Source organism: Blautia sp. HA8986 (genome assembly GCF_056504635.1).
Window position 1 is genome coordinate 1,446,453 of the sequence record NZ_JBWLUQ010000001.1, and the last position, 25,028, is coordinate 1,471,480.

The window sequence follows — 25,028 nt, forward strand, 5'->3', positions numbered from 1 at the left end:
TCAATTTTTTTATTTTCCCTGCAATTCATAATCCGTCTGGATCTGTGCTGCAATGTCAGACTTCATCCGGAACCATGCATCCGGGTTTTCCACATAATATTTGGGACAGTCTTTTCCTGTAACATCGTAATGCCGAATCACCTGATCCGTATCCAGCCCAAAACGGGTACAGAGCCACGCCGTCAGCTTCACTGCCGAACTATATGTTGCATCATTAAACTGTCCCGTCTCATCCGGATGGCAGCATTCAATGGATATGGTATCCACATTTCTGGCATTAGTAGCATAGGACATTTCTGAAGTAGGAATACACTGCACCACTTCCCCATCCAGTCCTACCACAAAATGACTGCTGACTTTATTATCCTGCGTTGTGGCAAGATTCTCAAAATAATTCCGGTTGGATATAGCTGTTGAACCTGGATTCGCTGTATAGTGAATCGCTATATAATTCACCTGTTCAATAGGAATCTGAGGCCTGGAATAAGAATTTGGCGTAAGAAGTTCCACATCAATATACGGAGCACCTTCTGCCTGCCATTGTTCCTGCCCACCGCCCTCACTGCTTTGCTGTGACCAGCTCTGTTGATCTATTTCAAGTCCGCTCTGCTCTATCCTCATCTCAAAAAATCCATATCCAAGGGCACACACAGCCAGTACAACGATCACAATTACCACTGCCAGCACAATATGTTTTAAAATATTCTGCGGTTTCTTTTTTCGGGAAGATTTTTTTCTTCTGCCAGCTCTGTCCGATATTCCAGAAATATTTTTTCCTGAAGAAGTTCCCTTTACGGAAACAGGCCGTCCATTATGGGACGGCCTGGGTGACTTCTTAACTGTCTTGCCTGCTTTTCCTTTATTATTCATCTACACTGTAGTTTGGAGCCTCTTTTGTGATGTGGATATCATGTGGATGTGACTCCTTAAGGGATGCAGCGGAAATCTTGATGAATCTGCCTGTTGTCTTAAGCTTCTCAATATTCTCTGCTCCGCAGTAGCCCATACCGGATCTTAAACCGCCGATCAGCTGGAATACAGTATCCTCAACATGTCCCTTATATGCAACTCGTCCCTCAACACCTTCCGGAACAAGCTTCTTGGCATTTTCCTGGAAATAACGATCCTTGCTGCCGTTCTCCATAGCGGCAATAGATCCCATTCCACGATATACTTTATATTTTCTTCCCTGATAGAGTTCGAATGTTCCCGGACTCTCATCGCATCCTGCGAACATACTTCCCATCATGCAGACATTGGCGCCAGCTGCAATAGCCTTGGTAATATCTCCGGAATACTTGATACCGCCATCTGCGATGATCGGAATTCCGTAACGGTCTGCAACTTCATAGCAATCCATAACTGCTGTTACCTGTGGAACACCGATACCTGCAACAACACGTGTTGTACAGATAGATCCAGGTCCGATACCAACCTTAACTGCGTCTACACCAGCCTCGATCAGAGCCTTGGTAGCTGCACCTGTTGCAACATTACCTGCAATAACCTGAAGTTCCGGATATGCAGCCTTGATCTCGCGGACTGCTTTTAAGATATTCTCGGAATGACCATGTGCGGAATCGATAACGATAACATCCACGTTAGCCTTAACAAGTGCATCCACACGTGCAAGTACATTAGCTGTGATACCAACTGCTGCGCCACAGAGAAGACGTCCCTGTGCATCCTTAGCTGCCAGAGGATATTTAATCTGTTTCTCGATATCCTTGATGGTAATGAGTCCCTTTAAATTAAAGTCATCATCTACAATGGGTAATTTCTCCTTACGAGATTTCGCGAGAATCTTCTTGGCATCCTCAAGTGTGATTCCTTCCTTGGCTGTGATCAGTCCCTCAGAAGTCATGCACTCCTTGATCTTTCTGCTGAAGTCTGTCTCAAACTTAAGATCACGGTTTGTGATGATGCCTACAAGCTTTCTGCCTTCTGTGATCGGAACACCGGAAATACGGTATTTCGCCATCAGATCATTGGCATCTTTCAGTGTATGTTCTGCTGAAAGATAAAATGGATCTGTAATAACACCGTTCTCAGAACGTTTAACCTTATCAACCTCTTCTGCCTGTGCCTCGATGGACATGTTCTTATGAATGATACCGATACCACCCTGTCTAGCCATGGCGATAGCCATTCTGTGCTCTGTAACTGTGTCCATACCCGCACTCATCATGGGGATATTCAGCTTTACTTTCTTGGTTAAATACGTTGAAACATCTACCTGATTCGGAATTACTTTAGAATAAGCCGGAACCAGCAGGACGTCATCAAACGTAATGCCATCACCAATAATAGTACCCATTGCATTTCCTCCCTTTTGTAAGATATTTTAAATTTGTGAACTAGTGTAACAAAAAACAAGTTTCATGTCAATCCAAAAAAACTTTACTTGGTGCAGAATTTTTCATGGTGTTTGCAAGGGCATCATCCAGTTCCAGGATCACTTTACAGGTTTCACCGCCATCTCTGGTAATCATTGCATAGCGTTTATGATCCTCAATGCCGGAAGAAAAATCCATTGTTTTCATCTTCTGATTACCATTGTAATAGTCCATTCTGTGGGAATTAAGAGGAGCTACAATATCTGCTTCCGCAAGCTGGAGAGATTTCACTCTTTTTCTCTTGGACTTTGACATGATCATATCGATATCCAGTTCACCGTTAACAAACAGATACTCGTATTCCAGATCTGTTTTCGGTATCACAAAATAGCATGCAACGCCAAGAGCGATAGCCGGAACCAGAAGAAGACCATTGAGAATAAGCCCCCCAAGGACCATGATCACAGTCAGGGCTATGAGGCCATACTTTACAACAAGATCCTTCCCTGTCTGTTTCTTCTTTACCAGAAGTTCTGAATATAAGTCACTCATTTGCTTCTTCCTTTCGTAATTTACTGATTTTTTTAAATTATAACATAAAAAGAGAGCCGCGTCCATGACGCAGGCCCTCTTATTTTGTGAATATTTTCACCTGCTTAGCTGATTATTACATCATTCCCATTCCCGGGTTTGCTGCCGGAGCAGGAGTATCTTCTTTGATCGTGGAAACTACAGCCTCTGTTGTAAGGAGTGTAGATGCAACGCTTGTTGCGTTCTGAAGAGCACTTCTTGTAACTTTGGCCGGATCAAGGATTCCGTTCTCAACCATGTTTACATATTTTTCATTCAGGGCATCGAAACCTGTACCAACCTCAGACTCTCTTACTTTGTTGATGATAACAGCGCCTTCCAGTCCTGCATTTGCAGCGATATGGAACAGCGGAGCCTCAAGAGCTTTCAGGATTACGTAAGCACCTGTCTTCTCATCTCCCTCAAGTGTTGCTGCAAGTTTTGCAACTTCTTTAGAAGCATGGATGTAAGCAGATCCACCTCCTGCGATGATACCTTCCTCGACAGCTGCTTTTGTTGCTGCAAGAGCATCCTCAAGACGAAGTTTTGCTTCTTTCATCTCTGTCTCAGTAGCAGCACCAACACGGATAACAGCTACGCCGCCAGCCAGTTTTGCAAGTCTCTCCTGAAGTTTCTCTTTATCGAACTCGGATTTTGTCTCCTCGATCTGTGCACGGATCTGCGCAACACGTTTTGCGATAGCGTCTTTGTCTCCAAGACCATCAACGATAACTGTGTTCTCTTTTGCAACTTTAACGGATTTAGCACGTCCAAGCTGCTCCATCTTAGCTTCCTTCAGGTCAAGACCAAGCTCATCGGAGATTACCTGACCACCTGTAAGGATTGCGATATCCTGAAGCATTTCTTTTCTTCTGTCGCCATATCCAGGAGCTTTGACAGCTACTACCTGGAATGTTCCTCTCAGTTTGTTTACGATCAGAGTTGTAAGAGCCTCGCCCTCAACATCCTCAGCGATGATAAGGAGTTTCGCACCAGCCTGAACAACCTGCTCAAGAAGCGGAAGGATCTCCTGGATGTTGCTGATTTTCTTATCTGTGATCAGGATGTACGGATCATCAAGAGTTGCCTCCATCTTCTCCATATCTGTTGACATGTATGCGGAAATGTATCCACGGTCAAACTGCATTCCTTCTACAAGATCAAGCTCTGTATGCATGGTCTTGGACTCCTCAACAGTGATAACACCGTCTTTGGAAACTTTCTCCATAGCGTCTGCAACAAGCTGTCCTACCTGCTCGTCACTTGCAGAGATTGCCGCTACATTAGCGATCTGTTCTTTGCCGTTGATCGTCTGGCTCATATTTTTGATTGCTTCTACTGCAACATCTGTTGCTTTCTTCATTCCTTTTCTGAGGATGATCGGGTTGGCACCTGCTGCCAGGTTTTTCATTCCCTCATGTACCATTGCCTGAGCAAGTACAGTAGCTGTTGTTGTACCATCACCTGCTACATCGTTAGTCTTGGATGCAACTTCTTTGATGATCTGAGCACCCATGTTCTCAAATCCATCCTCAAGCTCGATCTCTTTTGCAATGGAAACACCATCGTTAGTGATAAGCGGAGCACCGAAAGATTTATCAAGTACTACATTTCTTCCTTTCGGTCCAAGTGTTACTCTTACTGTATCTGCAAGTTTATTTACGCCAGCTTCCAGTGCTGCTCTGGCTTCTGCGCCATATTTAATCTCTTTTGCCATGATATAATGACCTCCTGTTTATATTGATATACGATAAGATGTTTATATTATTTAATAACTGCCAGGATATCTTCCTGTTTTACAATGATATAATCAGTTCCGTCCATCTTAACTTCTGTTCCTGCATATTTGGAGTAGATAACTGTATTTCCAACTTCTACTTCCATCTTAACTTCTTTACCGTTTACAATTCCACCAGGGCCAACTGCAATAACTTCTGCCTGCTGTGGTTTCTCCTGTGCCTGTCCTGGAAGTACAATTCCGGAAGCTGTTGTTTCTTCTGCTTCAACCTGTTTTAATACTACTCTGTCACCTAAAGGTACTAACTTCATGATCTATGTTCCTCCTTATCAGTTTCGATTTCGCTTGCTAGCACTCACTTTCTACGAGTGCTAATCACTATGGCTATATTAGTGAATTTTCATATTTTTCGCAACTCTTTTAAGATATGATAATTCTAATATATACTCTTATTTTCTCATTTATTCTCTTGTTTTCTCATTTTTTCTTAATTTCAGTATTTATTTTAATTTTTTCAGCACATTCGCCGTAAAAAAAGAGGCTATCCGGATAACGGACAGTCTCTTTCGTTACGTTCTTTATTATATAGCTCACAAACCAAGCGTATGCTTATGCTTTCTTATTTCTCTGTGCCTTAATCTCCTCCAGCTCATCGAAAATCACTTCATTAAGAACCTTAATGTAAGTTCCTTTCATGCCGGAAGAACGGGACTCGATCACGCCTGCACTCTCGAATTTACGCAGTGCATTAACGATTACGGATCTTGTAATACCCACTCTGTCAGCAATCTTGCTGGCAACAAGGATTCCCTCATCTCCATCCAGCTCGTCAAAAATATGGATGATAGCCTCAAGTTCTGAGAAGGACAGTGTACTGAATGCAGACTTCACGATCTGCTGCTTTCTGTCTTCTTCTGCATTCTCATCATGAACCGCACGCATCATCTCCAGGCCAACAACAGTTGTGCCATATTCACTGACGATGATATCTTCAATATCATAAGGGTGATCATTACGGTACATAAATAATGTTCCCAGTCTCTCACCTGCAATATCTATCGGATTCACGATTCCCTGATAATTTCCGGGTACATGCTCGAAACCAAGTGTCTGGAGATTGACATTCTCCTTTGTGGAAAGAACGCCGAGAAATCTCTCGTTCAATAACGGATCAATATGTCCTCCGATCTTATCGTCAATCAGCTCTGTGATCTCATCCACGCCAGGACAAATACTGACTCCCAGAACCTTACCTTTCTTGCTGAGTACCAGGATGTTGGAACTTAAGGTTTCCATGAGCACCTGGCAAATGTCGTTAAACACTACCTTGCTTGAACTGCTGTTATGCAGAAGCTTGTTGATTTTTCTAGTTTTATCTAGCAACTGAACGCTCATTTTTTCCTCCTTTCACTTTCGTACCTTGAAAGAAATCGTTTTTCTAGTCTAATATTACACGTTATTCTGGAAATTTACAAGACATTTTTATATTTTTTTCATTTTTAACGGGCTTTTCTGAAAATTGGTTGAAAAGCATCTATTCAATCAATCTTCATCTTTTGGCTTTTGTTCTACATATCCGCAGGTTTCCTGGCTGCAAACCAGCTTATTTCCCTTTTCGAGCATATAATTGCCACATTTCGGACATTTCTTTGCAGAAGGTTTCTGCCAGGACATGAAATCACATTCCGGATTATTCTCACATCCGTAATATTTTCTGCCTTTTTTCGTTTTTTTCATGACAATTTCGCCACCGCATTTCGGACATGCAACGCCGATTTTCTCATAATATGGTTTCGTATTACGGCAGTCCGGGAATCCAGGGCATGCAAGGAATCTTCCATGAGGTCCGTATTTGATCACCATGTTGCGTCCGCAGTTATCACAGATCACATCTGTGACTTCATCCTGGATATCAACTTTTTCCAGTTCTTTCTCTGCCTCATCCACATCGTGTTTCAGATCCGGATAAAAGTTTCGCACAACCGTCTTCCACTGTACAGTTCCTGCCTCAACACAATCCAGAAGTCCCTCCATGGTAGCTGTAAAGTTTACATCAACAATACTTGGGAACGCCTGCTTCATAATGTTGTTAACTACCTCTCCAAGCTCTGTTACATAAAGATTCTTCTGTTCCTTGGATACATATCTTCTGCTGATGATCGTTGTGATCGTCGGCGCATAGGTGCTCGGGCGTCCGATTCCCAGCTCCTCCATAGTCTTTACAAGGGAAGCTTCTGTGTAATGTGCCGGCGGCTGTGTAAAATGCTGCTCTGGCTTCAGCTCTTTCAGCTTCAGCTCCATGCCTTTCTCAAGACTCTGGCTCAACACATTGCCTTTCTTATCGTCTCCCTCTTCTGTGTATACAGACATAAAACCATCAAATGCGACCTTGGATGCCGCAACTGTAAATGTATACTCATCTGCTCCGATCTTAACGGATGTTGTATCATAGCGAGCCGGTGCCATTCTGCTTGCCGCAAAACGTCTCCAGATAAGCTGATACAACCTGAACTGATCTCTTGTCAGGGATTCCTTCACAAGAACCGGAGTTCTGGCAATATCAGTAGGACGGATTGCCTCGTGTGCATCCTGGATTTTCTGACCATTCTTAACTGCTTTCTCTATCTTGGAAACATAATCCTTACCATACTGTTCGGAAATATAATTTCTTGCTGCTGCATCTGCTTCCTCGGAAATACGGGTGGAATCTGTACGAAGGTAAGAGATAAGACCGACCGTACCGCTGCCTTTAACATCAACACCCTCATACAACTGCTGTGCAAGACGCATTGTTTTCTGTGTGGAAAAATTCAGTGTCTTGGCTGCTTCCTGCTGCAAAGTACTGGTTGTAAAAGGAAGCGGGGCATTCTTGATACGCTCGCCCTTTTTTACCTCTGTGATCTCGTATCTGCAATTTTCCAGTTTCTTCAGGATCTCTTCCATTTCCTGACGGTTTTTGATAAGAAGCTTTTTATCTGTTCCGTAGAACCTGGCTGTCAGAGGCTTCTTCTCGCCCTTAACCTGGAACTCGCCTTCCAGACTCCAGTACTCCTCCGGAATAAACGCATTGATCTCATCTTCCCTGTCGCAGATAATTCGAAGCGCTACAGACTGTACACGGCCTGCGCTTAATCCTCTCTTTACCTTCGCCCAGAGAAGCGGACTGATGGTATAACCTACCATACGGTCCAGCATACGTCTGGCCTGCTGTGCATCCACAAGATTCATGTCAAGCTCTCTGGCCTGCTTGATGGAAGCCTTGACTGCTGTTTTTGTTACTTCATTAAATGTGATTCGATGCATCTTTGCAGGATCTGTTTTCAGTGCCTGCATCAGGTGCCAGGAGATTGCTTCTCCCTCACGGTCGGGGTCAGTTGCAAGATAAATCTTATCTGCTTTCTTTGCTTCTTTACGAAGTTTCGCAAGAAGTTCTCCCTTACCTCTTATTGTAATATACTTGGGTTCAAAATCATTCTCTACGTCAATACCAAACTGGCTTTTCGGAAAATCCCTCACGTGACCGTTTGATGCTTCGACTGTATAATTCGCCCCCAAAAATTTTTTTACAGTTTTCATTTTAGCAGGTGACTCTACTATCACCAGATTCTTGGCCATTTTACCTCTCCTAATCTCATTCTGCCCCCTGTCCTGTGCTGCAGTGATTTTTCAAAATGCTGTAAGCAGAATGCAGAACAGATCGGCTGTTATTCAAGTCTGATATAATGCTGTGTTCCGGTTTCCCTGACAAGTCCCATCAGCGTGAGCTGTGCCAGAATCCCGGCTGTTTTTCCCGGCGAAAAGCCGGTTTCTGTGATAATCTGATCCAGATTTTTGGGTCGTAAATCGAGACAACTATACACCAAATCCAAATCTGTTGCAAGTCCTAACTTGGTTTTTCCTTTTAAAATTGTCTTTTTTTTCACAGACAGACCCCATTCATCCAGAAGCACTTCCGGGGAATATGCAATGCCTGCTCCATCGTAGATCAGCTTGTGGCAGCCTCGGCTCAGCGCATCATTTACTGCACCCGGAACTGCATATACAGTCTTTCCCTGTTCCAGTGCACAGGCAGCTGTGATAAGAGAACCGCTTTTTTCCTTTGCTTCCACAACAACCACTACATCTGCCAGTCCACTGATGATCCGGTTCCTTGCCGGAAAATGATAGGCCCTACCCGGTGTCCCCGGAAGGTATTCACTGATGATTCCACCATTCTTCTCCGGAATCCGCCTGTAAATACTGCGGCTGGAAGAAGGATAGCAGATATCCACTCCGTTTCCCAGCACTGCAAAAGTAGGTGTCCCGCCTTCCAATGCACCTTTATGTCCTTCTGCATCGATCCCTGCTGCCATGCCGCTGATTACCTGCACACCGTTCTCGCTTAAAAACCTTCCATAATTAAATGCCTGGATCCTGCCGTAGGGACTGCACATTCTGGCACCTACAATAGCTGCTGTAGGTCTGTTATCATCAGGAAGTCTTCCAATATAATATAACATATCCGGCATGCCACTTAGAGAACGCAGCCTTTCCGGATAAATGGTACTGCTTTTTTCCACAGAATTGATGGCTGTTTTCGGTTTTTCTTCCATTATAAGGTACCTCCTTTTCCTGTATTTTATGACCAGTATTTTTTATCATAGACACGGTACGTCAATGCTTCGCAGATATGGTCCTGCCGGATCTTTTCAGAATTTTCCATATCTGCAGCTGTCCGTGCAACTTTCAGGATCTTATGGTAAGCCCTGGTACTGAACTGAAACTGTGTATATGCCTGCTCCAGAAGTGTTTCTGCCTCACTTGTCATAACACAATATTTCTCCACACTTCTCCCATCCAGTTCCCCGTTGAAGGAAAACTCTTCGTTCTTATAACGTTCACGTTGGATTTCCTGGGTTCTTTCCACTCTCCGGCGTATGGACATGGAACTTTCCCCTCTCTTTTTCTTCTTCATCTCCGTAAAACGGATGGCCGGAACTTCGGTACAGATGTCAATCCTTTCCAGCAGAGGCTGGCTGATTTTTCCAAGATAATGGGTTATCTCACCATGACTACATCTGCACCGGTTCATATCCGGATAAAAGCCACAGGGACAGGGGTTCATGGCTGCTGCCAGCATAAAGCTGGCCGGAAATGTGTACGTTCCCGCAGCTCTTGACAAATGGATTTCCTTATCTTCCAGAGGCTGCCTCAAAATCTCCAGGCTCTTCCTGGAAAATTCAGGCATCTCATCCAGAAAAAGCACTCCCCGGTGTGCAAGAGTAATCTCGCCCGGACCGGGAATCCGTCCGCCTCCTGCCAGGGCCTGGGCAGAACTGGTATGATGCGGACTTCGAAACGGCCGTTTTCGGATCAGAGGATCTTTCTCTGTGAGCAGTCCTGCCACACTGTATACTTTCGTAATTTCCAGGCTCTCCTCAAAAGTCAGCCGGGGCATAATGGTTGGCAATCTTCTGGCCAGCATCGTCTTTCCGGAACCCGGCGGTCCGATAAACAATATATTATGAAAACCGCTGACTGCTATCTCGGCAGCCCGTCTGGCCCCTTCCTGTCCGCACACATCTGCAAAATCTGCTCCACCTTCCTCCATTCTTTCTTCTGTTTCCGGTTCCCGCCTGCTTTCATTCTCATATTTCTCCGGAGCCTGCAGACAGCGTATCATATCTTTCAGCGTTCTCACCCCAAATACCCGCATATCCCGGATCAGTTTTCCCTCCTGAATATTCTCCTGTGGAATAATGCAAAAGCGAAGCCCCAGTTCTCTGGCACGGATCACCCTGGGCAGGATACCTGAAACACCGTGGATTTCCCCATTAAGACTGATTTCCCCCACTACCATGACCTGCTCCAGAAGCTTTGGTTCCAGGATCTCTGCTGCTGCCAGAACTGCTGCAGCTACAGGAAGATCAAACCCGGCCCCTTCTTTCTTCATATCTGCAGGGGCAAAATTAACAGTTACTCTCTTAGGCGGCAGACTGAGCCTGTTGTTCTTAAATGCAGTGCGCACACGTTCCTGTGCTTCCCGCACCTGTGCTGACGGAAATCCTACCATAGTAAAGGAAGGCAGACCATCACTGACATCTGCCTCAACCTGGATCTCCCGCACCTCCATGCCAAAAATCGCCGCTGATAAAACACTTGCAAACAAACGAATCCTTTCTGCGATAAATTTCGTTCCCGATCGACAAAATCCTCGTCTTTTTAATAGTTAAAGGGAAAAATTCAGATAGACATTTTCTGAATTAAAGAAGATAATAAATTTAGTATAGTCCATTTTGCTCTCTTTTGCAAGAGTGCAATTCGTTCTGTTTTATACTTTCTATAGAAAGAAGAGGTGAGCACAATGAAATTTCAGCGTATCCAGGATTTACGTACAGACGCAGATCTGTCACAGAGAGAATTAAGTGAGATTCTTCATATCAGTCAGCGTTCTTATTCCCATTATGAAACGGGATCTCGTAGTATTCCAATTGAAATGCTTATCCGGCTGGCAAATTATTATGACACCAGCATTGACTATCTCGTTGGTCGCACAGACCGAAAAAAAATGGTCAAATAAAGAAATCCCCGGACTTAGGAACAGTTCCGGGAATTCCTGTATCAGGATTCCCGCACTTCCGCAGATCCGGGGATTCTTTATTTCGTGTTATTTATTATTCCGCATAATATGTTTCTTCCTCACCGTAGGGAATTCCATATACATTATCGCTGCTCTCATCATAGGAAGATTCCTGCTCTGCTGCCGGTGTACTTTCCATCGGTTCTTCCCTTGTCATAATAGACTCTGTTTTCGGATAAGTCTTAGAACCATCCGCTCTCTTATAAGTCTTGACCTTCACATAAAGCTTTCCGCTTTTATCAAAAACAAATTCTCCTTTGGCCTTGTTTCCCTCGGAATCTTTCAGATAAAACTGTGTAGCATTTCCCGCCACCTCTGCAGTTACATCTGCCTCCGCAAAAAGAGAACTGTTCTTCCCATTAACTCTTTTATAAGTGAAAGAAACCGAATCCAGACTGATCTCATAAATATTGATCGTTGTCAGGCCGTCTGTACTGTACCAGGTTCCCCGATAACTCTCCGGATCAAATGACGGAAGAATGGTGGGAATCGGAGTCACAGAAGGAGTCGGCGTCGCTGTCGGTATCGGTGTCGCTGTAGCCATCGGCGTTGCCGTTACCTCCGGAATACTCTCCAGTGCAGCAATCGCCGCCTGTTTTCGCTGTTCTTTTGCAACTTTATTTCTGTGGGAAACCAGCAGCATCCCTCCAAGTCCTGCCAGAATAAACAAAATGATCAACAGGATCAGAGCCGTTTTCAGACGCTGTTTTTTTCTTTTGTTTTTACTCATCTGCATCACCTCTGTTTACTATAGCATATTAAGAAACTTCTCTGTATTTCTCTCTTTTTCCTATTTTTTCTCTTTAATAATACCTTTTCTGTATACCTCCAGAAGCTGGATCAGTTCTCCAATCCTTTCCTTCAGTGCTGTACCCGTATCTGTATCACCCACCAGAGTACGTTTGTTGTTATAATGAACAGCCACTCTGTTTGACACAATATCCTGCTCTTTCTCCACTGCTTCTTCCGCGGAAGTAAATGGCTCATGAGCAGACAAAATCAGTCCATAGGAGTTATAAACCAGCGTGTAGCCTGCAATTCCTGTGACCTTCTGATAAGGTCTGGAAAAACCACCGTCAATTACAAGAACTTTTCCATTACATTTCACAGGACTCTCTCCCTCACTCTGGTGAACTGGCACATGGCCATTGATGATATGTCCTTTTTCCGGTTCCAGGCCAAACTCGCGAAGAAGGTTATCAACCACTTCTTCATTTTCCAGAAGATGGTAATACGCATTTTTTTTCTCTTTATGTGTAGCCTTGTCCGCAATAAAATACCTCTCAAAAGTAGTCATCTTATCTTTACCGAATAATGGAGAATTCGGTGCAGCCCAGATATACCACATGATATCTCTGCCTTTTCGCTGTTCATCCTCATTCATTGAGAAAAAAGCTCTCCGCACATAAGTCTCCAGAACATCGTACAGCTCTTTTCCCTTATAAGTTTTGCCGTAGATCTGCACTTCTTTCAGGCTTCCATCCTCATTAAGAGGAATGCTTCCATGGAATAAAAGATTTCCATTATATGTCTTATAAAGACCGCCTTTATCAAGAAGAAGACGTACATGATTCTGCAGCTTCTCACAGTTACGGAATGCCAGGTCCAGACGTTCCATTACATCTTTTTCTTCTGCTGTAAGCTCATACGGCTTCTTCCAATCAATTGTCGGGAAATATGTATCTGTAAGCGGATATTCTTTTCCGTCAGGGAGTGTGATCGTTCCCTTCTTCGGATCAATTCTGTGTAGCAGGCAGCGTTCTTCCATATGGAATTCTTTGTGCCTGCGGATCAGCTGACCCTCCAGCTTAAACTGGATCACAGCAATCGCCTTGTGCATTTTGCGCCCAAGTTCTTCCTCCAGAATGCTGTAATTATTGGCATCACCTTTCATCTCAAAAGCTTTACATGAATCATCTTTATATGCTTCCATTGCAAAAGTAGCCAGAGGCATGAGATTGATCCCATATCCATCCTCCAGAATGTCCATGTTACGGTAACGGATACTGTTTCGTATTACTGTCGCAATGCAGGCTTTCTGTCCTGTGGCTGCGCCCATCCAGACTACATCATGATTTCCCCACTGGATATCCAGGGAATGATATTTCATCAGACGATCCATAATGAAATGCGGACCAGGACCTCGATCATAAATATCACCAAGCACATGAAGGTGATCCACAACAAGACGCTGGATCAGTTCAGCCAGGGCAATGATAAAATTCTCTGCTCTGCCGATCTCAATAATGGTGTTGACGATGGCATCATAATAAGCTTCTTTATCAAGAACTTCTGCTTTTTCTGTGATCAGCTCCTCAATCACATAGGCATAATCTGCCGGAAGGGCTTTTCGCACTTTGGAACGGGTGTATTTGGATGCTGTTGTCTTGCACACTTCGATCAGACGGTAGAGGGTGATCTTATACCAGTTTTCCATATCCTCCTCGTTTTTTTTCACAACTTCCATTTTTTCTTTCGGATAATAGATCAGAGTTGCCAGCGACCGCTTATCGCTGTTGCTTAATGTATGACCAAATACATCGTCGATCTTTTTGCGCACTGCGCCGGAACCGTTGCGGAGAACATGAGAAAAAGCATCATATTCTCCGTGGATGTCCGACATGAAATGTTCCGTACCTTTCGGAAGATTCAGTATGGACTGCAGATTGATGATTTCAGTTGATGCCTTTGCAATAGTAGGATACAGCTCTGCAAGCCGCTGCAGATATCTTAATTCTTCTTTCTTCATATTGCCTCCTGGAATTATATTTTATAATGTGCCTTGACCAGCTATCATATCAGTCAGATGTTAAGTAAAGTCAAATAATGACATCTGATTGGACTGCGGAATATCACCGAACAGATTCAGATCATCCATCAGGTCAATAACTGTTTTGCTGACTTTTGTACGGTCGCGGAAATCGTCCTTGGAAAGAAATTTTCCCCTGGCAGCTGCATCCACTACAGCATCAGCCGCCTTATCGCCCAGACCGTCTATGGTATCCAGCGCGGGCATCAGCTTATCTCCCATGATCTGGAAACGGTGCGCTTTTGCCTTGTAAAGATCAATGGGTACGAAATCAAAACCTCTGGCATACATCTCCTGCACGATTCTCATATCCTTCAGAGTATCCTGCTCCTTCTTGGATGCCTCGTCACCCTTCTTGCGGATCTCTGCCATGTAATATTCCAGACGTTCTTTTCCCATGCACATCAGTTCATAGGAAAACGATGTTGCACGGATACTGAAAAATGCCGCATAGTAAGCAAGAGGTTGGAACACTTTGTACCAGGCAATACGGTAAGCCATCATAACATAGGCAGCTGCATGTGCCTTCGGGAACATGTACTTGATCAGCTTGCAGGACCAGATATACCATTCCGGAACGTCGTGTTCTTTCATAGTCTGGATCCATTCATCTCGAAGACCTTTACCTTTACGGACGCTCTCCATAATAGTAAACGCCAGACCACTCTCCACACCTTTTCCAATCAGATAGATCATAATATCATCTCGGGTACAGATTGCTGTGGAAATGGTCGCTGTACCATTCTGAATCAGCACCTGTGCATTACCCAGCCAAACGTCAGTACCATGTGAAAGACCTGCAATACGTACCAGATCAGAAAAATATTTCGGCTTGGTATCAATAAGCATCTGCATGGCGAAATCTGTACCAAACTCCGGAATTCCAAGACAGCCAAGCTTACAGCCTCCAATATCCTCCGGGCTGATTCCCAGTGCCTGGGTTCCCGCAAACAGAGACATGACATCTCGCTGATCCAGGGGAACAGTCCTTGCGCTAATACCTGTCAGGTCTTCAAGCATACGGATCATGGTCGGATCATCATGTCCCAGTATATCCAGTTTCAGAAGGTTTCCGTCAATGGAATGATAATCAAAATGTGTGGTAATGATATCGCTGTTCACATCATTGGCAGGATGCTGCACAGGTGTAAACTTCTCTATCTCCTCACCCATTGGAAGTACGATGATACCTCCAGGGTGCTGGCCTGTGGTACGGCGGACTCCAGTACACCCCTGTACGATTCTGTTAATTTCACAGTATCGCTTATGCTGACCACGTTCCTCATAGTAGTTTTTCACATAACCGAAGGCAGTTTTTTCCGCAAGGGTACCAATGGTTCCTGCCTTGAAGGTCTGGCCCTTTCCAAAAATAACCTCTGTGTATCTGTGGGCATTGGCCTGATACTCTCCTGAGAAGTTCAGGTCAATATCCGGCTCCTTGTCACCTTTGAATCCAAGGAACGTCTCGAACGGGATATCAAAACCTTCTTTATTCATCTTAGTGCCGCATTTCGGGCAGACCTTATCCGGCATATCACAGCCTGCCATGCCTGCATATTCTTTTACCTCAGGAGAATCGAAATCACTGTATTTGCAGTCCGGGTTCGGGCAGAGATAATGCGGCGGCAGAGGATTAACCTCTGTAATACCGGACATGGTAGCTGCCAGGGACGAGCCAACCGATCCTCGGGAACCAACCAGATATCCGTCCTCATTGGACTTCCACACAAGTTTCTGGGCAATGATATACATCACCGCATAACCATTGGAAATAATGGAGTTCAGCTCCCTATCAAGACGGTCCTCTACAATCTTTGGAAGAGGATCTCCGTACATTTCATGTGCTTTTGTAAAGCAGATATTCTTCAGGTCCTGCTCGGAATTCTCAATGACAGGCGGGAATTTATCCGGATGGATGGGCGAGATCTTTTCGATCATATCCGCGATCTTGTTGGTATTGGTGATAACCACTTCTTCCGCCTTCTCACTTCCAAGATAGGAAAATTCCTCCAGCATCTCCTCCGTTGTACGGAGATAAAGAGGTGCCTGGTTATCTGCATCGGAAAAGCCGTTTCCGGCCATAATGATACGTCTGTAAACCTCATCCTGCGGATCCATAAAATGCACATCACAGGTTGCAACCACCGGTTTCTTAAACTGCTCTCCAAGCTTGACGATCTTTTGGTTGATCTCTTTTAAATCTTCCTCTGAATTGATCATATCGTGCTTCTCATCCGCAAGCATAAACGCATTGTTCCCAAGTGGCTGAATTTCCAGATAATCATAGAAATTCACAAGTCTTGCAATCTCCTGATCCGGTGCATTACGAAGCAGGGCCTGATAAAGCTCTCCGGCCTCGCAGGCACTTCCCACAAGAAGTCCTTCTCTGTATTTCTCCAGTACACTTTTGGGGACTCTTGGGCGTCTGTGATAGTACTTTAAATGGGACTGGCTTACCAGTTTATAGAGATTGATCCTGCCTGTCTCATTTTTTGCAAAAACAATGGCATGGTAAGTCGGAAGCTTCCGGATGGTATCAGGTGACACAGCACCCTGACTGTTCATCTCATCCACATCAAAAATATCTCTTTCTGCAAGCATCTTCACAAACCGCACAAAAATCTCTGCAGTACATGCAGCATCATCTACAGCTCTGTGGTGATGATCCAGGGAAACACCAACTGCCTTGGCTACCGTATCCAGCTTAAAACGGTTCAGCGCAGGAAGAAGGAATCTGGCCATACCTACAGTATCCACATAGGTAAAATCATCCGGGATTCCCTGACGTTTACAGTTTTCTATGATAAAGCTCATATCAAAGTCCGCATTATGGGCCACCATCACACAGCCCTCACAAAACTCCAGAAATTTCGGCAGTACTTCTTCAATGGCAGGCGCATCGATCACCATAGAATCATTGATGCTGGTCAGCTGCTCAATACGGAACGGAATTGGCACTCCCGGATTAACAAAGGTGGAAAAACGGTCTGTGATCTCACCTTTTTTTACTTTTACAGCACCGATTTCAATGATCTTACAGGTCAGAGCCGAGAAACCAGTTGTCTCAATATCAAAAACAACAAAATCCCCATCCAGTCTCTGTCCTTTGGAATTTGTAACCATACCCTTCAGATCATCAACCAGATAAGCTTCCATGCCATAGAGTACCTTGAAATCAGACTCTTTCGGCACACATCCTCCCCAGGCATCAAAGCAATGGTTCGCCTCCGGGAAAGACTGTACAACCCCATGGTCTGTGATGGCAATTGCCTTATGCCCCCACTCATAGGCTCGTTTTACCAGTGCTTTGGCATCTGTGACACCATCCATATCACTCATCTTGGTATGGCAGTGCAGCTCCACTCTCTTCTGCGGACTGGTGTCTGTTCTTGCTGTTGTAAAATTTGCTATTTTTTTGATTCCTGTAATATTTCCGATAGTCAGCTCACTGTCAAATCGGTCAATAGTCGTAACGCCCTTCAGTTTCAGGAAAGCTCCCTTCTTAACGCTCTCTGTCACTTCCGGAACCTGTTCATTACGCAGGAACATCTTTACCACAATACTGTCTGTAAAATCTGTCACAGGAAAAATGAGAATAGTCTTTTCATTTCGGATCTCACGTTTCTCCACATCCATAACCTGACAGCGGATGATCACCTCACCCATCTCACCGGTAATACTCTCCAGAGAGATCGGTTCTCCATCGAAATCTCTGCCGTAAACAACATCCGGATTACTGTCTCTCCGGAATCCGAAACCGCCGCGGAAGTCGCCCTTCTGGCCTTTCTGCTGCTTCTTGTCAAAAGATTTCTTCTCATTTGATTTTTCATTCTTTTTATCCCCGGAAGCCTTCTTTGTCTTTTCTTTGGATACTTCCTCTGCTTCCGGCGCGCTCTCTTCCCCATTTGAAAGCTTCACATGCTTCAGGACATTTTCCACTTCCTGCCTGATCTGCAGGGCAGCATTTTTCCTGTATTTGCTCTCTTTCGCTTCTATGAAATCCAGCTCTACCTTGAGATCCATTCCGCACCGCTCACAGAAAACCTTATGAAAATATTCCACGAGGATCTCACTTTTCTGGCGGGATATCACAGTATCAGGAAGTTCCATATGCATGGTATCTTTTCCTGTAAAAGTAATCTTTGCCCTTCGGAACAGATTGTACTCCAGCATATTATAATTCCGAAGCTCCACTTCCATACTGGAACGGTAGCTCTCCAGGAAATTCTCTGGCGTATACTGCTCGGAAAGATGAAATTTTTCCACAACTGTAACAGTCATTGGGATTCCCGGAAAACACTGTCTCTCGATTTCATCCTCCAGGGCAAAAATATTCTTCTTATGGATCCATCTGCTGCTCTCAATATAAACCCTCAGATGTGTCCTTCCCGGATTCATGGAAACTTTTGTCACAAACACCATGTCCAGAAGTTCTTCCAGTTCTTTCTTTACTTTCAGATGAGGAAATACATCAAAAAAATCCTTCTCCATTATGACTCCTGTTCATTCCAGGAAAGAAGCTCTTCCCGAAGTGTGTTCAGAAGTTCACTCTCCGGCACTTTCTTTACCACTTCTCCATGTTTGATCAGCAGGCCGACTCCATCACCTCCTGCGATTCCGAGATCAGCTTCTTTCGCCTCTCCCGGGCCATTTACCACACAGCCCATAACTGCAACTTTGATATCAAGAGGAATATCCTGCACCATAGTCTCCACCTGATTTGCAAGGCCGATCAGATCGATCTTGGTTCTTCCGCAGGTCGGACAGGAAACAACCTCCACGCCGCCTTTACGAAGTCCCAGTGTCTTAAGGATACGTCTGGCAGATTTTACTTCTTCCAACGGCGCACCTGTCAGGGAAACGCGGATAGTATCACCGATTCCCTGATACAGGATAATCCCAAGTCCAATGGCTGATTTAATATTCCCGGAATACAGAGTTCCTGCCTCTGTGATTCCTACATGAAGAGGATACTGTGTCTGTTTTGCGATCAGTTCGTGAGCTTTCGCACACATAAGGACATCGGAAGACTTGATGCTGATCACAAGATTGTCATATCCCATCTCTTCGATGATGTGTACCTTGTCAAGGGCACTCTCCACAAGTCCTTCTGCTGTAACACCGTGATATTTCTCCACCAGTTCTTTCTCAAGAGAACCACTGTTTACTCCTACACGGATAGGAATATTTCGCTCTTTTGCAGTATCCACCACTGCCTTGATCCGTTCTTTTGAACCGATGTTTCCCGGATTGATACGGATCTTGTCTGCGCCGTTTTCCATGGCTGCAATCGCAAGTCTGTAATCAAAATGAATATCTGCAACAAGCGGAATATGGATCTGTTTCTTGATCTGAGATAAAGCCTTCGCAGCTTCCATAGTAGGAACTGCACAGCGGATAATATCACAGCCTGCTTTTTCCAGGGAAAGTATCTGCGCAACGGTTGCCTCCACATCTTCAGTTTTTGTATTGGTCATGGACTGGATCAGAACCGGGTTGCCTCCTCCAATGACACGATTTCCGATTTTTATTACTTTTGTATGATCTCTGTACATAAAAAATCTCCTCTATTAATCTTGAAAGGCAGGTGTTTCTGAACGCCCTGCCTTTCTTTTCCATATAATTATCAGCAATATTTTTTCAGTGCCGGATCTCCAGCAGTTTTGATTTCAGTTCATTCTCCATCCGTCTCATATCTGCCTCTGCAGCCTGGCGTTTCACCCTGCCTTCCTGTTGAATTTTCATCACATCATCCAGAGTCTGGATCAGCTGCTGATTGGTCTGCCTGAGAGTCTCAATATCCACGATTCCTCTCTCTGCTTCTCTGGCTGTTTCCACAGATGCAAGATGAAGAGTTTCCGCATTCTTCTTTAAGAGTTCATTGGTAAGGTCTGTAACCTGACGCTGTGCCTGAGCTGCTTCTGTGGAATGGGCAATTCCAAGTGCCAGAACCATCTGGCTCTTCCAGAGCGGAATGGTGTTCACGATGGTTGTCTGGATCTTCTCGATCATTGTTGTATCATTATTCTGGATCATACGGATCTGCGGTGCAGTCTGCATGGAAATCGTTCTGGTAAGTTCCAGATCATGAAGCTTTTTTTCAAATCTGCCGCATTTATTCTCCAGATCACTGGCAGCCTGTGCATCCTCCGGAAGACCGCTTGTGGCTGCTTTCTGCTGAAGCTCACGAAGCTGTCCGTCGCGGACTGCCTGAAGTTTCTTTTTGCCCGCAAGGATATACATAGAAAGCTCTTTAAAGTATGCCAGGTTCTGGTCATACATCTTATCCAGAACTGCCGAATCCTTCATCAGACGCATCTGATGCTGTTCCAGTGTCTCCGTGATCTTCGCCACATTTCCTTCTGCCTTGGTATAACGGTTCTTCAGTGTATCCACCCTGGCTGTCTGCTTCTTAAAAAAGCCAAACAAACCTTTCTCCTCGGCAGCATCAAAATCCTTCAGTTCCCCTACAACATTTGCCAGAAGATCTCCCACTTCCCCAAGATCCTGTGTCCGTACATTCTCAAGTGCAGCATCCGAAAAATCTGCCATCTTCTTCTGGGTTCCTGCTCCAAACTGCAGGATCTGGTTCGTATTCTCAATATCGATCTTTGCAGCAAAATCATCCACCATCTTCTGCTCCTGTGGGGAAAGCACCGGTTCCTCGATTGCCGGCTCTTCTGTTTTCTCAGGTTCTTTCGCTGTGACTTCGTCTTTCTCATCTGTGAGATCCGGTTCCAGTGTCAGTACCGGAGCTTCTGCTTCAAAATCTTTAAATTCTTCTCCCATAAGCTCTCCTAAATCATTTATCCATACATAACAGTTCAAACTCAGGATAGCACTTCTGCCATCCTGATCACTCTGTTTTTGTTTCCGCCCGGCTTCCTGCCATCAATGGCATTTATTTCTGTGCAGCTTCCTGTTTCATCTTTTCAAAATCATCTTCCGTCAGGCCTTCCTGTGCAAGAACTGTATGTAACACAGAAATATCTGCTGATACATCCCAGGCTGTATCACGGAAAATAGAATCAAGAAGTTTCTCGAATGCAATATTCAACGTATCGATCGTATCCTCGATCTCACGCTTGGAGGCTGAAATATTCTCACCCTGGATTGGCTGCCTGTCCATGTCCTCATAAGCATCCAGAAGCTTCACAGTCATCGGCAGATAATAATCCATCAGTTTCCTGAGGTCCGGGATCACCTCCGGATGCTCTCCGGCACGCTCAAATATCTTCTGAACGATCAGTTCCATTCTGGATATCTTCGCGGAGATCTCTTCTCCAGGGATCGCGTCGTTGCTCTCTCTGATCTTCACCAGGAATTCATTCCCTTTCTTCAGAACGTCCTGTGCTTCCGGACTCATATTCTCTTCAAGCTGCACCTTCGGATCTGCTTCCTGTTTTCTGATTTCCAGCTGCTTCTGTGTTTCCTGGTATTGCTGATATGTCTCATTGCTGGTGATCAGACAGGTCTCCTGGGCATCCACATGGCCTTCCAGAAACCATCCTTTGGCGATCATACGGCTGATATCTTTTTTTACATATTTTTCCGGTTTTCCTACTGCCAGGGCAAGCTTCCGGAAATTACAATATGTATGATCTCCCAGTTCCTTAATATATTTCTGAAAACGTCCCAGTCTTCCAAGCCGTTTCGTTCCGGCCCCAAGAAGTACTCCACCTCCTGCTGCACCTGTGCACATCACTCCAAGCACACCTGCTGCAAGTGCTCCACTGTGGCCAAGTCCCATCCAGATCAGAAGCACCATGGCACCAAGTCCCATTCCGCTTAAAAGAATACCTCCGGAAACCGCCATCATCATGCCCTTCAGATTCTCGCCTGTTGTCTTGCCGTAAAGAAGCTCTGTCTGTTTCTTCGCAGCTTGTTCCCTGGCCTTCTTATTCCGTCCGTAATAAGGATTCTGATAAGTGTAGCTGTTCTTCCTGTAGTTCGGGTCATTGGCCGGATCAAATACGGAATTCATAGCATTTTTCAATGCTTCGCTTCCTGAATCGATTGCCTTGTTCACAGTCTGATTAATGGTACGGCTCAGCTCATGATAGCTGTTGGAATTTACCGCATTATCTACAATGTCCTGAATCTTTTTTCCAAGATCCTCAAATTCATGATTGTCCATTTTTTCCTCCAGTCCATAGATATTTTTATTATAGCGAACTCCTGTAAAAATTACAAGAGAATGCAAAAAAGGAATAAAAAATTCAATTTTGCCTATTGAAGTTAGTACGTAAAAGTTTTACAATGGTAAAAAGTAAAAATTCTCAAACGGAGGAATATCGTCATGGAAAAAAAGAACATTGACTGGTCCAGCATCGGATTCAGCTACATGCCAACCGACTACAGATATGTATCTAATTTTAAAGATGGAAAATGGGATGAGGGTACTTTAAGCACAGATCCTAACATCGTACTTAATGAGTGTGCTGGTGTACTTCAGTATTCACAGAGCGTATTCGAAGGACTGAAAGCTTACACAACAGAAGACGGACGTATTGTTACATTCCGTCCTGACCTGAACGCAGAGCGTATTGCTGCTTCTGCTGCAAGACTTGAAATGCCGGTATTCCCGAAAGAGAGATTTATCGACGCTGTTAACCAGGTAGTTAAGGCTAATGCTGCATGGGTTCCTCCATACGGCTCAGGTGCAACACTTTACCTTCGCCCTTACATGTTTGGTTCCAACGCTGTAATCGGCGTTAAACCGGCTGATGAATATCAGTTCCGTATCCTTACAACACCGGTCGGCCCGTACTTCAAAGGCGGCGCAAAACCGATCACGATCCGTGTCAGCGACTTTGACCGTGCTGCACCTTGCGGAACAGGTAACATCAAAGCTGGCCTTAACTACGCAATGAGCCTTCATGCAATCGTAGATGCTCACAAACAGGGCTTTGACGAGAACATGTACCTTGATCCTAAGACTCGTACTAAAGTTGAGGAGACAGGCGGAGCGAACTTCATCTTTGTAACGAAAGACGGTAAGGTTGTAACACCGAAATCTGACAGCATCCTTCCTTCCATCACACGTCGTTCCCTGATCTACGTTGCAAAAGAGTACCTTGGTCTGGAAGCTGAGGAACGTGAGGTCTACTTCGATGAAGTTAAAGATTTCGCAGAGTGCGGTCTTTGCGGTACTGCTGCTGTTATCTCTCCAGTCGGAAAGATCAACGACCATGGCAAAGAGATCTGCTTCCCAAGCGGAATGGAAAAGATGGGACCGGTTATCCAGAAACTGTACGACACACTGACAGGCATCCAGATGGGACGCATCGAAGCTCCGGAGGGATGGATCCACGTAATCGAGTAATCGTACTTTTTTAATCAGATAGTACTTTTAAGACAGGCTGTTTATATCAGATAAGCAGCCTGTTTTTTCAGTTACTGTATCAGAATTTCATCTTTATATTCACAAAATGCACCACAGTCTGATATTAATATACCGACTCCAAAAGTCTGACCTAAACTCTAACGCTTGGAAGTCATCTCATAATATCCACTCCGCGGTGCATTTCTCTTTGATATTGATTCACTCAATATTATTTATTCTTTCTCTCGTATTTCACAAATGCATACTCCAGATCAAAATATGTCTGCTCATCACTCTCTGCTGTGATCTCCCACTCAGGATCCTCGTCCAGATTCGGGAAATGTGCATCTGCCTCATATGCAAAATCAATCTTTGTCACATGAGCTACATCACAGTACGGAAGCATCTGTTTATAAATGCTGTCTCCGCCGATGCAGTATACATTCTCAGACGGATATTTCTCCACTTCTTTCAGAGCTTCCTCAATACTGTGCACGACCACTGCACCTTTTACCTGATAATCTTTATTTCCTGTGATAACAATATTTGTTCTGTTCTTAAGCGGAAGTCCGTTTGGGAAAGATTCCAGTGTCTTTCTTCCCATAACAACCACCTTGCCTGTAGTCTCCTCGCGGAACATTTTCATATCTGCAGGGATGCTGACCAGAAGCTGATTATTTCTTCCGATTCCCCAGTTCTTATCTGCTGCAACAATAATATTCATATCTGATTCCTTTCTTGTGTCCAATATTGTTTTATTTATACCGCGATGGGAATATTTTTGATTTGCGGCCAGGTCTCATAGTTCTCCACGATCAGATCATCCGTTGTAAACTTGTAGAAATCTTTTACATCCGGGTTCAGCTTAACTGTTGGTGCAGGATATGGTTTCCTTGAGATCAGCTCCTTGATCACCGGGATATGTCTGTCATAAATATGGCAGTCAGCGATCACGTGGACAAGCTCTCCGGCCTCCATATCACAGGCCTGGGCAATCATCATAAGAAGCAGGGAATACTGACATACATTCCAGTTATTGGCAGCCAGGATATCCTGGGATCTCTGATTCAGCACTGCATTCAGAACCAGTTTGTCTTTATCCGGTTCTTTGGTAACATTGAAAGTCATGGAATATGCACAAGGATAAAGATTCATCTCATGAAGATCCTGATGTACATAAATATTAGTCATGATCCTTCTGCTGTACGGATTGTTCTTAAGGTCAAAAAGCACACGGTCAACCTGATCCATCATTCCCTCTTTATACTGATGCTTCACACCCAGCTGATAACCGTAGGCTTTTCCGATGGAACCGTTCTCATCGGCCCAGCTGTCCCAAATATGGCTGTGAAGATCATGGATATTGTTGGATTTCTGCTGCCAGATCCATAAGATCTCATCCATGGCACTCTTTAAAGCTGTTCTTCTTAAAGTCAGTGCCGGAAATTCTTTACGCAGATCATAGCGGTTCACAACACCAAATCTCTTAATGGTATAAGCCGGAGTTCCATCTTCCCATACAGGGCGCACCTTCTCTCCTTCTGTGCTGGTTCCGTTCTCTATTACATCTTTACACATGTTAATAAATATATTATCTGCAAGACTCATTGATCCTTCCTCCCTTATTTTGC

19 protein-coding genes are annotated in these 25,028 nt (G+C 44.5%); 2 read left to right on the top strand and 17 right to left on the bottom strand.

The window, feature by feature from the left end; genetic code table 11:
- Positions 1 to 9: 9 nt before the first annotated feature.
- The 9 genes from AC04Q4_RS06780 to AC04Q4_RS06820 form a co-directional block, all read right to left on the bottom strand.
- Complete coding sequence (locus AC04Q4_RS06780; protein WP_243873887.1) at positions 10 to 870, bottom strand: peptidoglycan recognition protein family protein; 861 nt, start codon at positions 868 to 870, stop codon at positions 10 to 12.
- Positions 863 to 2,317: an IMP dehydrogenase gene (gene guaB, locus AC04Q4_RS06785; RefSeq protein WP_119239541.1), complete on the bottom strand. Its 1,455-nt coding sequence runs from the start codon at positions 2,315 to 2,317 to the stop codon at positions 863 to 865. Before guaB ends, AC04Q4_RS06780 begins: the two co-directional genes overlap by 8 nt.
- A gap of 67 nt (positions 2,318 to 2,384) precedes the next feature.
- On the bottom strand, positions 2,385 to 2,888 hold the full coding sequence (locus AC04Q4_RS06790) for a DUF6106 family protein (RefSeq protein ID WP_173738501.1): 504 nt from the start codon (positions 2,886 to 2,888) through the stop codon (positions 2,385 to 2,387).
- 115 nt (positions 2,889 to 3,003) lie between these two features.
- A complete protein-coding gene (gene groL / locus AC04Q4_RS06795; RefSeq protein ID WP_119239543.1) occupies positions 3,004 to 4,623 on the bottom strand; it encodes a chaperonin GroEL in 1,620 nt (539 codons plus the stop codon).
- Positions 4,624 to 4,670: 47 nt separating this feature from the next.
- Positions 4,671 to 4,955, bottom strand: coding sequence for a co-chaperone GroES (gene groES, locus AC04Q4_RS06800; protein ID WP_119239544.1), 285 nt, complete (start codon positions 4,953 to 4,955; stop codon positions 4,671 to 4,673).
- 298 nt (positions 4,956 to 5,253) lie between these two features.
- On the bottom strand, positions 5,254 to 6,039 hold the full coding sequence (codY, locus tag AC04Q4_RS06805) for a GTP-sensing pleiotropic transcriptional regulator CodY (protein ID WP_021975897.1): 786 nt from the start codon (positions 6,037 to 6,039) through the stop codon (positions 5,254 to 5,256).
- Positions 6,040 to 6,186: 147 nt separating this feature from the next.
- The gene (gene topA / locus AC04Q4_RS06810) at positions 6,187 to 8,259 is read right to left on the bottom strand and encodes a type I DNA topoisomerase (protein ID WP_173738502.1); all 2,073 of its coding nucleotides are present in this window, start codon (positions 8,257 to 8,259) and stop codon (positions 6,187 to 6,189) included.
- Between the two features lie 89 nt (positions 8,260 to 8,348).
- On the bottom strand, positions 8,349 to 9,236 hold the full coding sequence (gene dprA / locus AC04Q4_RS06815) for a DNA-processing protein DprA (RefSeq protein WP_173738503.1): 888 nt from the start codon (positions 9,234 to 9,236) through the stop codon (positions 8,349 to 8,351).
- A gap of 26 nt (positions 9,237 to 9,262) precedes the next feature.
- Positions 9,263 to 10,792 (bottom strand): YifB family Mg chelatase-like AAA ATPase, encoded by a 1,530-nt coding sequence (locus AC04Q4_RS06820; RefSeq protein WP_173738504.1) that lies wholly within the window; start codon positions 10,790 to 10,792, stop codon positions 9,263 to 9,265.
- 195 nt (positions 10,793 to 10,987) lie between these two features.
- On the opposite strand from AC04Q4_RS06820, the gene AC04Q4_RS06825 reads away from it, so the two are divergent.
- Positions 10,988 to 11,203 (top strand): helix-turn-helix domain-containing protein, encoded by a 216-nt coding sequence (locus AC04Q4_RS06825; RefSeq protein ID WP_119239547.1) that lies wholly within the window; start codon positions 10,988 to 10,990, stop codon positions 11,201 to 11,203.
- A 94-nt stretch (positions 11,204 to 11,297) separates the two neighbouring features.
- Here the strand turns inward: AC04Q4_RS06825 and AC04Q4_RS06830 are convergent, their stop codons facing one another.
- The 6 genes from AC04Q4_RS06830 to AC04Q4_RS06855 form a co-directional block, all read right to left on the bottom strand.
- On the bottom strand, positions 11,298 to 11,993 hold the full coding sequence (locus tag AC04Q4_RS06830) for a hypothetical protein (RefSeq protein WP_173738505.1): 696 nt from the start codon (positions 11,991 to 11,993) through the stop codon (positions 11,298 to 11,300).
- Between the two features lie 60 nt (positions 11,994 to 12,053).
- Positions 12,054 to 14,012: a fructose-1,6-bisphosphatase gene (locus AC04Q4_RS06835; protein WP_173738506.1), complete on the bottom strand. Its 1,959-nt coding sequence runs from the start codon at positions 14,010 to 14,012 to the stop codon at positions 12,054 to 12,056.
- Between the two features lie 60 nt (positions 14,013 to 14,072).
- Positions 14,073 to 18,563 (bottom strand): PolC-type DNA polymerase III, encoded by a 4,491-nt coding sequence (locus tag AC04Q4_RS06840; RefSeq protein ID WP_476388759.1) that lies wholly within the window; start codon positions 18,561 to 18,563, stop codon positions 14,073 to 14,075.
- Positions 18,563 to 19,627, bottom strand: coding sequence for a flavodoxin-dependent (E)-4-hydroxy-3-methylbut-2-enyl-diphosphate synthase (gene ispG / locus AC04Q4_RS06845; RefSeq protein WP_173738508.1), 1,065 nt, complete (start codon positions 19,625 to 19,627; stop codon positions 18,563 to 18,565). Before ispG ends, AC04Q4_RS06840 begins: the two co-directional genes overlap by 1 nt.
- 85 nt (positions 19,628 to 19,712) lie before the next feature.
- The gene (locus AC04Q4_RS06850; protein ID WP_195456452.1) at positions 19,713 to 20,861 is read right to left on the bottom strand and encodes a toxic anion resistance protein; all 1,149 of its coding nucleotides are present in this window, start codon (positions 20,859 to 20,861) and stop codon (positions 19,713 to 19,715) included.
- A gap of 112 nt (positions 20,862 to 20,973) precedes the next feature.
- The gene (locus tag AC04Q4_RS06855) at positions 20,974 to 22,209 is read right to left on the bottom strand and encodes a 5-bromo-4-chloroindolyl phosphate hydrolysis family protein (protein WP_173738510.1); all 1,236 of its coding nucleotides are present in this window, start codon (positions 22,207 to 22,209) and stop codon (positions 20,974 to 20,976) included.
- Positions 22,210 to 22,365: 156 nt separating this feature from the next.
- On the opposite strand from AC04Q4_RS06855, the gene AC04Q4_RS06860 reads away from it, so the two are divergent.
- Complete coding sequence (locus tag AC04Q4_RS06860) at positions 22,366 to 23,397, top strand: branched-chain amino acid aminotransferase (RefSeq protein WP_296052024.1); 1,032 nt, start codon at positions 22,366 to 22,368, stop codon at positions 23,395 to 23,397.
- Between the two features lie 229 nt (positions 23,398 to 23,626).
- On the opposite strand, the gene AC04Q4_RS06865 is transcribed toward AC04Q4_RS06860, so the two are convergent.
- Together AC04Q4_RS06865 and thyA are read right to left on the bottom strand one after the other, a co-directional pair.
- Positions 23,627 to 24,121 (bottom strand): dihydrofolate reductase, encoded by a 495-nt coding sequence (locus AC04Q4_RS06865; protein WP_173738512.1) that lies wholly within the window; start codon positions 24,119 to 24,121, stop codon positions 23,627 to 23,629.
- 35 nt (positions 24,122 to 24,156) lie between these two features.
- On the bottom strand, positions 24,157 to 25,005 hold the full coding sequence (gene thyA / locus AC04Q4_RS06870; protein ID WP_119239555.1) for a thymidylate synthase: 849 nt from the start codon (positions 25,003 to 25,005) through the stop codon (positions 24,157 to 24,159).
- Positions 25,006 to 25,028: the final 23 nt, after the last annotated feature.

What these genes read in the sequence shown, in the direction of transcription:
- AC04Q4_RS06780 (WP_243873887.1), bottom strand. Translation starts at nt 870, where the DNA reads ATGAATAATAAAGGAAAAGCAGGCAAGACAGTTAAGAAGTCACCCAGG.
- guaB (WP_119239541.1), bottom strand. Translation starts at nt 2,317, where the DNA reads ATGGGTACTATTATTGGTGATGGCATTACGTTTGATGACGTCCTGCTG.
- AC04Q4_RS06790 (WP_173738501.1), bottom strand. Translation starts at nt 2,888, where the DNA reads ATGAGTGACTTATATTCAGAACTTCTGGTAAAGAAGAAACAGACAGGG.
- groL (WP_119239543.1), bottom strand. Translation starts at nt 4,623, where the DNA reads ATGGCAAAAGAGATTAAATATGGCGCAGAAGCCAGAGCAGCACTGGAA.
- groES (WP_119239544.1), bottom strand. Translation starts at nt 4,955, where the DNA reads ATGAAGTTAGTACCTTTAGGTGACAGAGTAGTATTAAAACAGGTTGAA.
- codY (WP_021975897.1), bottom strand. Translation starts at nt 6,039, where the DNA reads ATGAGCGTTCAGTTGCTAGATAAAACTAGAAAAATCAACAAGCTTCTG.
- topA (WP_173738502.1), bottom strand. Translation starts at nt 8,259, where the DNA reads ATGGCCAAGAATCTGGTGATAGTAGAGTCACCTGCTAAAATGAAAACT.
- dprA (WP_173738503.1), bottom strand. Translation starts at nt 9,236, where the DNA reads ATGGAAGAAAAACCGAAAACAGCCATCAATTCTGTGGAAAAAAGCAGT.
- AC04Q4_RS06825 (WP_119239547.1), top strand. Translation starts at nt 10,988, where the DNA reads ATGAAATTTCAGCGTATCCAGGATTTACGTACAGACGCAGATCTGTCA.
- AC04Q4_RS06830 (WP_173738505.1), bottom strand. Translation starts at nt 11,993, where the DNA reads ATGAGTAAAAACAAAAGAAAAAAACAGCGTCTGAAAACGGCTCTGATC.
- AC04Q4_RS06835 (WP_173738506.1), bottom strand. Translation starts at nt 14,012, where the DNA reads ATGAAGAAAGAAGAATTAAGATATCTGCAGCGGCTTGCAGAGCTGTAT.
- AC04Q4_RS06840 (WP_476388759.1), bottom strand. Translation starts at nt 18,563, where the DNA reads ATGGAGAAGGATTTTTTTGATGTATTTCCTCATCTGAAAGTAAAGAAA.
- ispG (WP_173738508.1), bottom strand. Translation starts at nt 19,627, where the DNA reads ATGTACAGAGATCATACAAAAGTAATAAAAATCGGAAATCGTGTCATT.
- AC04Q4_RS06850 (WP_195456452.1), bottom strand. Translation starts at nt 20,861, where the DNA reads ATGGGAGAAGAATTTAAAGATTTTGAAGCAGAAGCTCCGGTACTGACA.
- AC04Q4_RS06855 (WP_173738510.1), bottom strand. Translation starts at nt 22,209, where the DNA reads ATGGACAATCATGAATTTGAGGATCTTGGAAAAAAGATTCAGGACATT.
- AC04Q4_RS06865 (WP_173738512.1), bottom strand. Translation starts at nt 24,121, where the DNA reads ATGAATATTATTGTTGCAGCAGATAAGAACTGGGGAATCGGAAGAAAT.
- thyA (WP_119239555.1), bottom strand. Translation starts at nt 25,005, where the DNA reads ATGAGTCTTGCAGATAATATATTTATTAACATGTGTAAAGATGTAATA.